The organism is Pseudanabaena sp. Chao 1811 (genome assembly GCF_027942295.1).
Lineage (GTDB): Bacteria > Cyanobacteriota > Cyanobacteriia > Pseudanabaenales > Pseudanabaenaceae > Pseudanabaena.
In genome coordinates, this window is sequence record NZ_CP101416.1 from 1436377 (window position 1) to 1450033 (window position 13657).

Consider the following 13657-nt stretch of genomic DNA (forward strand, 5'->3'; position numbering starts at 1 on the left):
TGTTTTGTAAGTGTTTTGCACTGCCAAAAACTTGTCAAAAACTATTGATTTAGGAATAGTTGATTTAGTTGACATTTCACAACGTCTATTTAACCGATAAGTGATCGCGGAAATAGGCGATTGTTTTTGCTAAGCCTTCTTCTAATGGAACGGTTGGCTCCCATCCTAAATGGAACTTAGCGCGTGAAATGTCAGGCTGACGACGTTGGGGATCATCTTGAGGTAAGGGTTTGAATACCAGTTCAGCCGTGGGATCAATTAGCCGTTGAATTGTCTGCGCCAATTGTAGAATGGTGTACTCCCCAGGATTACCGAGATTTACAGGGCCAATGTAGTTGCCATTATTGAGACGGATTAATCCTTCAACGAGATCGGATACATAGCAGAAACTACGGGTCTGAGAGCCATCTCCGTAGATCGTAAGCGGAATTCCCTTAAGGGCTTGCACAATAAAATTACTGACTACCCGTCCATCATTCTCTAACATTCTGACTCCGTGGGTATTGAAAATACGAGCAACTCTGACTTCAACACCAAATTGACGATGGTAATCAAAGGTCAGAGTTTCGGAGATTCGCTTTCCTTCGTCATAACAACTGCGAATCCCCGTGCAATTAACATTGCCCCAATAGTCTTCGGTTTGCGGATGAATTAAAGGATCGCCGTACACTTCCGATGTTGAGGCAAGGAGAACTCTTGCTTTACATCGCTTAGCTAATTCCAAAACATTAAAAGTTCCCAAAAAATTGGTTTGGGCAGTTTTAATGGGATCGGCTTGATAATGTACAGGTGAAGCTGGACAGGCAAGATGATAGATCTGATCGACCTGCTCAATATCAATGGGATTGATAACATCATGCTCAATGAATTGAAAGTTAGGGTGTTCTAGCCAGTGGGCATTATTGACTTTACGCCCCGTATAGAGATTATCAAGGGATATAACTGAGTTCCCCGCCTCAATCAGACGATCAACTAAATGTGACCCAATAAAGCCCGCACCGCCAGTAACCAATATCTTCATGTTTCTATTCTAAAAATTTCTAAAAAGATTGTTTATAAGTGAGAAAGGAGTCACGATATTACCAAGAAACCTAGTAGCTGAGCTAAGAATGCTGGAACCGAAAGATGGACGGATCACGATCACATCGCGATCGCGTAGTCCAGGATTAAATTCTTCACTCAAAGGTTGATTTAAATCAGCTACAAGGTTGCGACGCATAATCGAACCATCAGGATTAACCCGATAAAGCTCAACTGCACGCCAATCTGCATCATTGGTTAATCCGCCAGCAAAGGAGATCGCTTCGGTAAAAGAACTATTAGGACGTAGTTGCAGCGGTCCTGGACGAACTGCTTCTCCAACAACTTGTACCGTAATGACGGTAGGCGAGAAAGTCGCTTTAGCTACTTGTAGGTATTCGGTAGGATTAGTTTTTTCGAGTCGAGGTACAGTAATGAGATCTCCATCGGTAAGGGTAATATCTTGACTGAGATCGGCTTTAGTAATGAGATCTAATAGATTTGCCTTGACGATTGTGCGCTGTCCTTTATCATTCAAACGAGAAATTTGGACATTACGAATATCGGCAATTTCCGTCACGCCATTGGCTGCTTGTAATGCACGGCTGAGGTTAACTGGGCCTCCATTGGACGCATTTCCTGCGGCAGTAGTTGCGCCCGTTAGCCCTGTAGATAAAGTGCCATTACGCGAATATACTAAGGTTTGCGTACCGACACGATTAACTTCTCCCACGATCGCAACTTGAATAGTAAAGGTATCTGGAGAGAAGGTGGAGTTACTGACGAGTCTTGTCTGAGATGCACTTGCTAGAGGTAATGGGGGGACAAGGATTGAATCACCATCAAGAATACGAATATCTTGGCTGATATCACCCTTCTCAAGGAGGTTTTGGAGATTAACTTTGATAATACGACGACCTAACGTCCCATCACGGCGGGAAATTTGAATATTACTGATGTCGGCTCTTGAAGTAATTCCTGATGCAGATTCTATCGCTCTAGTCAATGTTGCTGCATTGACATTGTTACCGACGGCTCCAGCACCAACGTAGTTTAAAAATCTTGGGCCTGGACGGTTGACTTCTCCCACTACAGCAATGTTGAGCGCACGGGGAGACAGCAAGGAGATGTTAACAATGTTACGGACTAGGAAAGGATTGAGCTTTGCTTTTAGTAAGGCATTCGCTTCCTCTAAACTCAATCCTTCTAATTTAACTGCTCCAATTAGAGAAATATTAATCGTTCCATCGGGGGCGATTGTTTGGCTGCCTGATAACTCTGGCACATTAAAAACTTCAATCTTAATATTATCGCCTGCGCCCAGAGTGTAGCGAAATGTATCTTGGGATTCGCTGACATTTAAGGAAGGCGCACCACTATTATTAACTGGATTAACTGTTGATAACGGTCTTAGGTTAGATTTTGTAGGATCTGGAGATGTTGTAGATGCAGGGGCAGTTTTTTCAATTGTGGTGGTCTGTGCCCAGCTAGGAAGAGGAGAATAGGCAATCAATACCAATAGAATTAATTTACCAAACTTGTTTATACGCATAAAAGTACTCCTTAACCTAACCATCTAATCATTAGAAACTGAATACCTGTCATAATAATGGAGGCGGTTTTTAAAATCTTTGGCTGCCATTGTATCAGTACGTTCAATAGTTTATCCCAGTAATTTCTCCGAAATCTAATGCGATCGCCACAGGTTATTTATCTAGATGCAGTCGGTACTCTATTTGGTGTTAAAGGTAGTGTTGGCGAACAATATGCAAAAGTTGCGGCAGATTTTGACGTTAGGTTAGACGCAGACCTGATTAACCGTTCTTTTTATCAAAGTTTCCAATCAGCACCAAGGATTGCCTTTCCTGGTTTGCCCCAATCAGATATCCCGATCGCAGAATATCAATGGTGGCGATCGCTAGCCGAGCAAACCTTTAGTCAAACAGAGGACTTGATCAAGTTTGCTAACTTTGAAGCTTTTTTCAAACAGCTCTATGCTTACTTTGCCACTGCTGCGCCTTGGTTTATATATGAAGATGTGCGACTTGCCTTAGATGCATGGCGACAACAGGGGATTACCATCGGTGTGCTATCAAATTTTGATAGTCGAGTCTATAAAGTAATTGCAGCCCTAGGACTTGAGCATTATTTCGAGTCGATCACCATATCAACGGAGAGTGGTGCAGCAAAGCCTGAGTCAATTATTTTTGAAGCAGCTTTAGCAAAGCACCAACTTGAGCGATCGCCTGATCTGGCTTGGCATATTGGCGATAGCTTTAGTGAAGATTATGAGGGGGCAACTGCGATAGGCATCACGGCATTTTGGCTGAATCGGGATCAAAGCCCTGCCAAAAATCTTGCTCAACAAGCAGCAAGATCAATTCATCGGTTAACTGACCTAAGTAGCTGGGTGCAATTAGATAAACAAAACCAAAACCTGTAGCGCAGGCGCAGCGCGTGCTACAGGTTTTGTTGTTCACAAAAAAACAAAAAAGGTAAGAGGAAAACGGTAAAAATAGCCGCCAATTACCAGTCGCCAATCACCAATTACCAATTACCCCACAAATGTTCACAGGCTTAGTTCAAACCATTGGCATCATTGAGCAACGCGATCACGATCACCTTGTGATTCATTGTCCTGATCTGGTCAGCAAGATTGCGATCGGCGATAGCATTGCCGTAAATGGGGTATGTCTGACCGCAACCCATATTTCGGATACTAATTTCGTGGCGGATGTATCTCCTGAAACCTTGGGGCGGACAAATTTAGGCGATCGCAAATTAAAGTATGTCAATTTAGAAATGGCTCTAGCTGTAGGCGATCGCATTGGTGGGCATTTTGTCTCAGGTCATATCGATGGGATGGGAAAATTATGCGATCGCTATCTAGTCGGCAATTCTTGGGAACTGAGCTTTGAGGCAATTCCTGAAGTGGCGCGTTACATTGTCTTTAAAGGCAGTATTGCGATTAATGGGATCAGCCTCACAGTATCCAATTGCAATGAATCAGGTACAAATTTTCGAGTTGCGGTTATCCCTCATACCTATGACAACACCACATTGAAATATCTCGATCTGGGTAGCTCTGTACATTTAGAAGGTGATGTTTTAGGTAAATATGTTGAGAAATTTCTCAGATCGGGGCATCTAGCGCCCAGTAGTCTAGCGCATCCCGAAATAACTCCAGAATTTCTTGCTGAGCATGGCTGGTAAGAAATCTAAAAGAGAGTGGCGGTGCAATTCTCTTTTAGATGACGTTTTAAAAAACTGTATTATTTGCGTTCCTTAAAATGAAATAATGCTGTTTGTAAACTTCTTTACAATTGCTTAATACTCTTAGGAATATTTTTACAGAGATCATGGAACGTACTTTTTTGGCAGTCAAGCCCGATGGCGTACAACGTCACCTAATCGGAGAAATTATTCGTCGTTATGAAACCAAAGGTTTCAAGCTAGTTGGGCTAAAATTGCTACAACCCACCCGCGAACTAGCCGAAAGCCACTACGCAGTCCATAAAGAAAGACCATTTTTTGCAGGTCTAGTGGACTTTATTACCTCAGGACCTGTGGTCGCGATGGTATGGGAAGGTGATGGTGTAGTTGCTTCAGCTCGCAAAATTATTGGCGCAACCAATCCCCTTACTGCTGAACCAGGGACAATTCGTGGGGACTTCGGTGTAAATATTGGACGCAATATTATTCACGGTTCTGATGCGATCGAAACTGCTCAAACCGAGATTGCACTTTGGTTTAAGCCTGAAGAATTAGTCGAATGGCAGCCTAACTTAACCGCTTGGGTTTACGAATAATAAAAAAAGGGAGGTGCTAAGCACCTCCCTTTTTTTGGATCGGTATTTGGATCGGTAATCTCGACCTCTATCTAAAGTAATGTTGACAAAACTTTACAATTTGATATATTTGTAAATGTGAGCGCAAGCTTACATAAAAAATAAGTTTTAAACCAAAGCACAAAAATGACAACAGCAGTACAAAGACGTGAAAGCGCGTCACTGTGGGATCAGTTTTGCAATTGGGTCACCAGCACCGAAAACCGCCTCTATGTAGGTTGGTTCGGCGTAATCATGATCCCTTGCTTACTCGCAGCGACCATTTGCTTCGTAATCGCCTTCATCGCAGCACCACCCGTTGACATCGACGGTATCCGTGAACCAGTAGCAGGCAGCTTGCTATTCGGTAACAACATGATTTCTGGCGCAGTTGTACCTTCCTCCAACGCAATTGGCCTGCACTTTTACCCCATTTGGGAAGCAGATAGCCTTGACGAATGGCTATACAACGGTGGTCCTTACCAATTGGTAATTTTCCACTTCTTGCTCGGAATTTTCTGCTACATGGGACGTGAATGGGAATTGTCTTACCGTCTCGGTATGCGTCCTTGGATCGCAGTAGCATACTCCGCACCCGTAGCAGCAGCAACCGCAGTATTCTTGATCTACCCAATCGGACAAGGATCATTCTCTGACGGTATGCCTTTGGGTATCTCTGGTACTTTCAACTTCATGATCGTATTCCAAGCAGAGCACAACATCTTGATGCATCCTTTCCACATGTTGGGAGTAGCAGGTGTATTCGGCGGTTCCTTGTTCAGTGCAATGCACGGTTCCTTGGTAACCTCCAGCTTGATTCGTGAAACCACCGAAAACGAAAGCCAAAACGCTGGTTACAAGTTCGGACAAGAAGAAGAAACCTACAACATCGTTGCAGCCCACGGCTACTTCGGTCGCTTGATTTTCCAATACGCTTCCTTCAACAACAGCCGTCAATTGCACTTCTTCTTGGCACTATGGCCAGTAGTCGGCATTTGGTTCACCGCATTGGGTGTAAGCACAATGGCATTCAACTTGAATGGCTTCAACTTCAACCAATCAATCGCAGACAGCCAAGGTCGTGTAGTACCTAGCTGGGCAGATGTAATCAACCGCGCTAACTTGGGTATGGAAGTAATGCACGAGCGCAATGCTCACAACTTCCCTCTCGATTTGGCTGCTGTTGATGTTGCTCCTGTTGCTATGAGCGCTCCTGCTATCAACGGTTAATCTTTAACCTAGTCATCTCTAAACAAAAAAGCCTCTCCGCAAGGAGGGGCTTTTTTGTTTGGATTTGTGTAGGAGCCGATCGCCTTGTTTGTTTATTTTGCAGGCATTTCATTATGAATATGTGCAATGCCATTTAAACCAATGTTAAAAAATTAGCGGCTTTGATGATGGAAATATTTTGAAATGGATGTAAATCTAAAAGATCGGCATCGCCTGTGATGATGTAGTCGGATTCACCGCAGACAGATAACTCTAGAAACTTATTATCTTTAGGGTCTCGACAGGCTCGAATTTTCTGGTTGATTGTGACTCTTTCGACCTGCTGGCTTAACTCCGTTAGAAATTTATTACGCTGTTCTAAGGTGATGTATTTTTGGAGTTTGGGGCGGCTGATGACATTTTCTATTTCTGATTGAACTTCATCTGACATCAGGAGTATTGCTTGAGATGTGGCATAGTCGAAAAGCTTCTGGGGTAACGAATTTACAGACATTAAGCCGCTGATCAAGATGTTGGTATCGATTACTAATCTTAGTTTAGTCATCCTTGAGGATTTCCTCTAAGATTTCGGGAGTAAGTCCCTTTTGCTGTGCCTCTAAACGAATTTCTTGGACTACTTTTTGGAGTGGGGTTGATTGGGAAACACATTGTAAAAAGATGCTGACAAGTGTTTGTAATGCTTGGCGATTTTCAGGGGTTGTATTTTGATATGCCTCGGCGATGGGGGCTTCGACTTGAAGGGTGATCGGTTTAAGCATGGGGTGTCTATTTCTCCTGTAATGGTGGCAAGCTATTGACAATAATAATTTAGATAAGTTAACGGCAAAATTAGAGAGTTTTTATAAATATCGGATTTAATTTCTAGTTGCAACCTAATGGTTTACCTCAAATAAATGTTGAGACGATTTTACTCTGATTAAATCGAACGGGAGTTTTCAAATTCTTGTTTTTTGCTAGAGATTAGAGAACGCAGGCGATCTCTTTTTTCTTGCTGAGTTCTCCCCTTAAGTTAATTATAGGTAATTTTAGAAAACAAATGCTAGTATAAAGATTATCTAAAATCATGCCATAGCCTTTCCAGATATGCCTCTAAGTTGGAATGAGATTAAGCAAAGGGCGATCGCCTTTTCTAAGGAATGGGAAAATGAGACTTCAGAGAAGTCAGAATCTCAATCTTTCTGGAATGACTTTTTTAATGTGTTTGGTATTTCACGACGGCGGGTGGGAAGTTTTGAGCTACCAATTAAAAAGGCAGATAACAAGCAAGGCTTTATCGATCTACTATGGAAGGGGACAATTTTGGTAGAGCATAAGTCTAGGGGCAAGGACTTAGATAAGGCAACACAACAGGCTAAGGATTATTTCCCAAATTTAAAGGAGCATGAGTTACCTGAGATCTTGCAGCATTCGTGAAAGAGTCAAGTGGGAATGGGTTTGAGAATAATTTCAAAGCCATGACGAGCAGCAATATCGGCACTAATTTGAAGATACCTGAGAAGTTTCAACCAAAGGACAGAAGGGAATAAAACAGAAAGGGTTAAATCACAGGTAGCTTTCCAGTCCAAGATGGGAGGAAACGACCATTGATCAATCCAATGAGCCAAAAGATAAGAAAGCAGAGAGAGGATAAGCCAACGATAAACGCCAAGTTTTGTAGATTGCCCAAAACAATGCAAACCAAAGCGATGTTTGATGGTTTTGAAGAATCCCTCAATCGCCCAACGCTTACGACCTAACATCACCAGATAAGCGCCAGAATAAGGATGAGAAGAGACCACAAAGCGTAACTCCCGTTTACTATCGGCTCTTTTGAGCCAGAACCAAGAGATCGTCAAAGGCGTACTTAGCCCTTCCAGTAAAATTAGTTGTCCACGTTTGCCATGGGGATAAAGTTGTTTGACGGTACGTCCATCTTGAAGTTTACGATTGTTGCGGACACCGACAACGATGCGCCAAGACTTGGCGCGGACAGCATTGAAAAACTTCACCGTACTAAACTCAGTATCAGCAAGGACAATCACAGTCTTGCCTTGGGTTAGTTGCTTGGGTACTGTCCCCAATAACTTACAAGCTAAGTCAGAGGGACTGGAGTATCCTTTGCCGCGCCATACTCTAAAACTCCATGGTACGCGCCACTCTCCATAGACCAGATACAGTACAACCAGATGTAGTCCTCGCTTTCCGTTGAGGATTCTCACCCATGGGTCTGGTTCGTTTGGGGTGGGATTGCTCAAATGTAAAAACTTGCCGCTTTTTTCTAAGGTGGTCAGGTCTATCAGTATCTTTAATGGCACTCTCTTCGATGGGCGATGCTTGGCGATTTGCCCCAAAATTGACAGCCTTGTTGCTCGAATTAGTCCTCTTGTTGACCAGTTATAGTGATTGAGAAATCGGCTTAATGCACTCGCTGATTTTACCTGTGTATGTTCTGGATAGGGATGCCCTTGCGCTTCCAGAAATAGCCCTAATATTGCATTCAGACTTGCTTTTTGATACACACTTGGCATCAGACAAATTAGGCTATACACTAAACCTTGGGCGTGCTTAACGATGCTTTCCATAATCGTTATTTAATTTACTACTACGCCCTTTTTTTCACATCTTTACTCTCTTTGCAACCCCTTTCCAGAATGGTGCAAGTTCTCAGTTACCCAAATATATTTTGGTGTCGGATTTCCAGAAATTCAGGCTCTATGATTTGGATACGGATGCTAGTCACGAGTTTGAGTTAAAGGATTTTGTGAACCATGTGCATCTATTCGGCTTTATGGCGGGATATGAGAAACGGGTTTATAAGGATGAAGATCCTGTCAATATTGCGGCGGCAGAATTGATGGGCAAGTTGCATGATCGCCTTAAGGAGATTGGCTATACAGGGCATGACTTAGAGGTATATCTGGTGCGACTTTTGTTCTGTATGTTTGCGGATGATACGGGGATTTTTAATAAGGGGATTTTCTGGGAATATATCGATCTGCACACAAAGGAAGATGGTAGCGATTTAGCAATGCACATTGCTTCGATTTTTCATGTTTTGAATACGCCGAATGAACGCCGTTTAAAGAATTTAGATGAGAATTTGGCGCAGTTTCCCTATGTGAATGGGAAGTTGTTTGAGGAGACAGTGCAACCTGCTGCTTTTGATAAGCAGATGCGCGAGATGTTGTTAGAGGCTTGTGCGTTTGATTGGGGTAAGATTTCCCCTGCAATTTTTGGATCGATGTTTCAGGCGGTGATGAATCAGACGGAGAGGCGAAATTTAGGGGCGCATTATACCTCTGAGAAAAATATCCAAAAGTTGATTAAGCCGCTTTTTTTGGATGATCTTTATACTGAGTTTGAGAAAGCTAAGGGCAATCGCAACAGGTTAGAGGAGTTACATAAAAAGATTGCGAATTTGCATTTTCTTGATCCTGCCTGTGGTTGCGGTAATTTTTTGATTATTACTTATCGAGAGTTGCGTGATTTAGAGATTTTGATTTTGTTGGAGTTAAATAAGAGTGGGCAATTGGTGACGGATGTTAGCTCAATTATTCAAGTGGATGTGGATCAGTTTGCGGGGATTGAATATGATGAGTTTGCGGTGCGGGTGGCTGAGGTAGCGATGTGGTTAATCGATCATCAGATGAATGTGAAGGTGAGCAATGAGTTTGGGCAGTATTTTGTGCGGTTGCCATTGAAGAAGGCGGCGAAGATTGTGCATGGCAATTCTTTGCGGATTGATTGGAGATCTTGTTCCCCTCCTTCAAAGGAGGGGCTAGGGATGGTTCCGAGAGTATCTACAAATTCTTTCAGTTTGTCTATGCAAGGCGAACGGGTAAGAACCTCCCCTAGCCCCTCCTTGAAAGGAGGGGGACAAGAGTTAGGAGGTGGACAAGAATTAATAGAGCAAGTTCCTTATAAGGCGATTAGTAATCTTGCTAGTAAGAAAGATTTTCGGCGAGAGTTGCGGAATAATGCGACTTCTGCGGAGGTGACTTTATGGAAAGCTTTGCAGGGCAAGCAGTTGAATGGGTTTAAGTTTAGAAGACAACATTCAATTGGTAATTATATTTTGGATTTCTTTTGTCCGAGTGCTAATTTAGCGATCGAGTTGGATGGTGGTCAGCATTTTACGCAGGAGGGTAGGGAATATGATGCGGTTAGGGATGAATTTTTGTGGAGTGTGGGAATTACGGTGTTGCGTTATGCCAATAATTTGATTTTTGAGAACTTAGAGGAAGTGTTAGAGGATGTTAGAGAGCATTTAAGAACCTCCCCTAACCCCTCCTTGAAAGGAGGGGGACAAGAGCTAGAGTCTTACTCCTCTGCTTTGAAGGAGGGGCAGGGGGTGGTCTTTGACTATATTTTAGGGAATCCGCCTTTTGTGGGTAAGCATTTGCAAAGTGCTGAGCAGAAGTCGGATATGGAGAAGATTTTTGCGGGGGTGAATGGTGCTGGTGTATTGGATTATGTTTGCGCTTGGTATTTGAAAGCCGCTGATTATCTAAACTCTTGTCCCCCTCCTTTGAAGGAGGGGCTAGGGGTGGTCAAATGTGCTTTCGTTAGCACTAGTTCCATATCTCAAGGTGAGCAAGTTGGGATTCTCTGGCAAGAGCTTTACAATAGGTACAAGATTAAGATTCATTTTGCCCATCGGACTTTTAGTTGGAGTAATGAGGCAAAAGGTAATGCGGCTGTGCATTGTGTGATTATTGGCTTTGGGTTGCAGGATGTTGAAAATAAAAGGATTTTTGATTACGTAGATATTAAGGGTGAACCGACGGAAAAAAAAGTTAGAAACATTAATCCGTATTTGGCTGAGGGGAATGATTTAGTAATTCTTAAAAGAACTAAGCCAATTTGTAATGTACCCTCAATGTTAGCTGGAAATAAGGCTATAGATGGGGGGAACTTGATTTTTAACGATCAAGAGAAAGATCAATTTACTAAAGCAGAGCCTTTATCAGCTAAATATTTTAAGCAATTTATTGGTTCAGATGAGTTTATAAATGGGAAAAGTAGATGGTGTCTTTGGCTAGTTGATGCCCAGCCGCAGGAATTAAAGAAAATGCCTTTGGTAATGAAAAGGATAGAAAATGTGAGACAAATACGATTGGCAAGTCCTGATAAGCAAGCTCGTTTTTTAGCTGAATATCCTACAACTTTCAGAGATAAGCATAATCCAGATTCCGCAATTATCGTTCCATTAGTTTCATCTGAGAATAGAAAATATGTGCCTTTTGGATTTATTGATAAAAATATAGTTCCAAGCAATCTTTGTTCTTTTATTGCTGATTCTAGCTTATATCTCTTTGGCATTCTCACTTCAGAAATGCACATGACTTGGGTTAGGTATGTTTGTGGAAGATTAAAAAGTGATTTTCGCTATTCCAATACAATCGTTTACAACAACTATCCATTCCCTAAAAACGTCAGCGACAAACAAAAGCAAAAAGTTGAAGATGCGGCGCGAGTGGTTTTGGCGGTGCGCGAGAAATATACCTCCCCTAGCCCCTCCTTGAAAGGAGAGAAAGTAAGAACCTCCCCTAGCCCCTCCTTGAAAGGAGGGGAACAAGAGAAGATTGAAGAAGAGGGACAAGAAGAAAAGGAGTCTTACTCCCCTCCTTTCAAGGAGGGGCAGGGGGAGGTCAAATCCAGCCTCGCCGATCTTTACGATCCCCTCACCATGCCGCCCGACTTGGTAAAAGCCCATCAAGCCCTAGACAAAGCCGTAGACCTTTGCTATCGTCCTCAACCCTTCGTAAGCGAACTCAACCGCATCGAGTATTTATTTAGCCTCTATGAAGCCCTAAGTGCGCCACTACTCAAAGTCGAAAAGAAAAAACGGGTTAAGAAAAAAGAATGAAGAAGATTAGTTTTCTCATCATCTAATAATTAAACGGAGTCAAACTCATGCAAACACTACCTAAAATCGAAGAAACCTTAATTGCAGTCATCAAAACCTTACCAATCGACAAACAGCAAGCACTATTAGAATTTGCCGAGTTTTTGCAAGCTAAAACAACGCCTAAAACCCCAATCAAAAGCATCAAAGGCTTATGGGCAAATGCAGATATTAACCTCACCGAAGAAGAACTCGCCGCAACCCGAAAAGAAATGTGGGCAACCTTCCCCAAGGACATTGAATTATGAGCGTTGTAGCTGATACCCACACAATTATTTGGTATCTGCGAAGTCCAGAGAAATTATCAACAAATGCAGTAACTTCCCTTGATAATGCCTTGAACAATGGCGAATCAATTTTTATATCTGCAATTTCTCTTGTGGAAATGAATTATTTAGTTGAGAAAAATCGGATTCCCACAAGTTCGTTAGAGCAACTTTTACAACTAATAGACGATCCGCTTGTGAACTTAGATGACGATTTTTCCAGCCATAGGTATTAAAGTCTCGAAAATCGACAGATAGAATTCATCCATGCCCCAAATGTTCGGTAAGAATAATTAGCGATTGTTGCAATGATTATTTTGAGAATTCTTGGGATAACATAATTCTTTCAGAGGTTATTGCTAGTTATGTCTCTAGAACAAATATCTTGCCCGATCGCCTTCCAGCAATATCCACAAATTCTATTGGCGCATGGTGGGGGTGGTCGGTTAACGCATCAACTCATTTCTGAGATATTTGCCCCTGCGTTTGGGATGGGCGATCGCGCTCAACAGGATGCGGCTACTTTTTCATTGACAGGGCAGAAATTAGCTTTTACGACGGATTCCTATGTGGTAAAGCCACTCTTTTTTGCAGGGGGAGACATTGGTACTTTAGCGGTCAATGGAACCGTTAATGATTTGGCGATGGTGGGAGCGAAACCTCTGTATTTGAGTGCAGGCTTTATCTTGGAAGAGGGCTTGCCAATGGAGACATTATGGCGCGTGGTGCAATCGATGCGTCAGGCTGCCGAGATGGCAGGAGTGCAGATTGTCACGGGTGACACGAAAGTGGTCGATCGCGGTAAGGGTGATGGCATTTTCATTAATACATCGGGGATTGGGGCGATCGCAACGGATTTAGAAATTGCACCACATTCGATTCGGGAGGGGGATGTAATTCTCCTGAATGGCGATATTGGTCGTCATGGCATCGCCATTATGGCGGCACGAGAAGGGTTGGAATTTGAGACAGAAATTCAGAGCGACTGTATGGCTTTGGCAGATTTGGTGATGTCTTTGCTAGAAGGAGGTGTGGCAATTCATGCGATGCGCGATTTAACCCGTGGCGGTTTGGCAACTGCCCTGAATGAATTAGCAAGTACAGCTAACCTGAAGATCACCATAGAAGAATCAGCGATCGCTGTGCAAGAGGATGTGCGGGCAGTCTGTGAAATTTTGGGACTCGATCCGCTCTATGTAGCCAATGAGGGGAGATTTGTGGCGTTTGTTCCTGAGGCAGAAGCTGAGAAAGCGATCGCTATTTCTCGAAGTTTCCCTGAGGTAGGGGGACAGATGCGTGTGATTGGCAGAATTGGCGATCGCGGACAGGAGATCGTATCTATGCGTGGTCAGATCGGAGTGAGTCGGATTTTGAGTATGCTCAGTGGTGAGCAGTTACCCCGCATTTGCTAATTCAGTGAATTAGCT

Annotated in this window: 12 protein-coding genes and 2 pseudogenes; 9 read left to right on the forward strand and 5 right to left on the reverse strand. The window is 42.9% G+C overall.

What is annotated here, in order from left to right; all coding sequences use genetic code 11:
* Positions 1 to 85: 85 nt before the first annotated feature.
* Positions 86 to 1021 (reverse strand): UDP-glucuronic acid decarboxylase family protein, encoded by a 936-nt coding sequence (locus NMG48_RS06725; protein ID WP_271254526.1) that lies wholly within the window; start codon positions 1019 to 1021, stop codon positions 86 to 88.
* Positions 1022 to 1030: 9 nt separating this feature from the next.
* Positions 1031 to 2572: a polysaccharide biosynthesis/export family protein gene (locus NMG48_RS06730; RefSeq protein WP_271254527.1), complete on the reverse strand. Its 1542-nt coding sequence runs from the start codon at positions 2570 to 2572 to the stop codon at positions 1031 to 1033.
* A gap of 138 nt (positions 2573 to 2710) precedes the next feature.
* Here NMG48_RS06730 and NMG48_RS06735 point away from each other — a divergent pair, with 138 nt between their 5' ends.
* The 4 genes from NMG48_RS06735 to psbA all read left to right on the forward strand — a co-directional run bounded on the left by NMG48_RS06735 (position 2711) and on the right by psbA (position 6077).
* Positions 2711 to 3463, forward strand: a complete 753-nt coding sequence (locus NMG48_RS06735; RefSeq protein ID WP_271254528.1) for an HAD-IA family hydrolase — start codon at positions 2711 to 2713, stop codon at positions 3461 to 3463.
* A gap of 122 nt (positions 3464 to 3585) precedes the next feature.
* On the forward strand, positions 3586 to 4233 hold the full coding sequence (locus NMG48_RS06740) for a riboflavin synthase (RefSeq protein WP_271254529.1): 648 nt from the start codon (positions 3586 to 3588) through the stop codon (positions 4231 to 4233).
* A gap of 146 nt (positions 4234 to 4379) precedes the next feature.
* Positions 4380 to 4829, forward strand: a complete 450-nt coding sequence (gene ndk / locus NMG48_RS06745) for a nucleoside-diphosphate kinase (RefSeq protein ID WP_094535935.1) — start codon at positions 4380 to 4382, stop codon at positions 4827 to 4829.
* A 165-nt stretch (positions 4830 to 4994) separates the two neighbouring features.
* Positions 4995 to 6077, forward strand: coding sequence for a photosystem II q(b) protein (psbA, locus tag NMG48_RS06750; RefSeq protein WP_271254530.1), 1083 nt, complete (start codon positions 4995 to 4997; stop codon positions 6075 to 6077).
* Between the two features lie 133 nt (positions 6078 to 6210).
* Here psbA and NMG48_RS06755 read toward each other — a convergent pair whose 3' ends face one another.
* Positions 6211 to 6621: a putative toxin-antitoxin system toxin component, PIN family gene (locus tag NMG48_RS06755; protein WP_271254531.1), complete on the reverse strand. Its 411-nt coding sequence runs from the start codon at positions 6619 to 6621 to the stop codon at positions 6211 to 6213.
* Positions 6614 to 6835, reverse strand: coding sequence for a hypothetical protein (locus NMG48_RS06760; protein WP_271254532.1), 222 nt, complete (start codon positions 6833 to 6835; stop codon positions 6614 to 6616). Before NMG48_RS06760 ends, NMG48_RS06755 begins: the two co-directional genes overlap by 8 nt.
* Before the next feature lie 325 nt (positions 6836 to 7160).
* Here NMG48_RS06760 and NMG48_RS06765 point away from each other — a divergent pair.
* Positions 7161 to 7478, forward strand: a pseudogene (locus tag NMG48_RS06765) (type IIL restriction-modification enzyme MmeI); the annotation flags it as partial.
* A 17-nt stretch (positions 7479 to 7495) separates the two neighbouring features.
* Here NMG48_RS06765 and NMG48_RS06770 read toward each other — a convergent pair.
* Complete coding sequence (locus tag NMG48_RS06770) at positions 7496 to 8638, reverse strand: transposase (protein WP_271252192.1); 1143 nt, start codon at positions 8636 to 8638, stop codon at positions 7496 to 7498.
* Between the two features lie 86 nt (positions 8639 to 8724).
* On the opposite strand from NMG48_RS06770, the pseudogene NMG48_RS21785 reads away from it, so the two are divergent.
* The 4 genes and pseudogenes from NMG48_RS21785 to hypE all read left to right on the forward strand — a co-directional run.
* Positions 8725 to 11925, forward strand: a pseudogene (locus tag NMG48_RS21785) (DNA methyltransferase); the annotation flags it as partial.
* Between the two features lie 47 nt (positions 11926 to 11972).
* On the forward strand, positions 11973 to 12212 hold the full coding sequence (locus NMG48_RS06780; protein WP_271254535.1) for a DUF2281 domain-containing protein: 240 nt from the start codon (positions 11973 to 11975) through the stop codon (positions 12210 to 12212).
* On the forward strand, positions 12209 to 12466 hold the full coding sequence (locus tag NMG48_RS06785; protein ID WP_271254536.1) for a type II toxin-antitoxin system VapC family toxin: 258 nt from the start codon (positions 12209 to 12211) through the stop codon (positions 12464 to 12466). Before NMG48_RS06780 ends, NMG48_RS06785 begins: the two co-directional genes overlap by 4 nt.
* Before the next feature lie 129 nt (positions 12467 to 12595).
* Complete coding sequence (gene hypE / locus NMG48_RS06790; RefSeq protein WP_271254537.1) at positions 12596 to 13642, forward strand: hydrogenase expression/formation protein HypE; 1047 nt, start codon at positions 12596 to 12598, stop codon at positions 13640 to 13642.
* Positions 13643 to 13657: the final 15 nt, after the last annotated feature.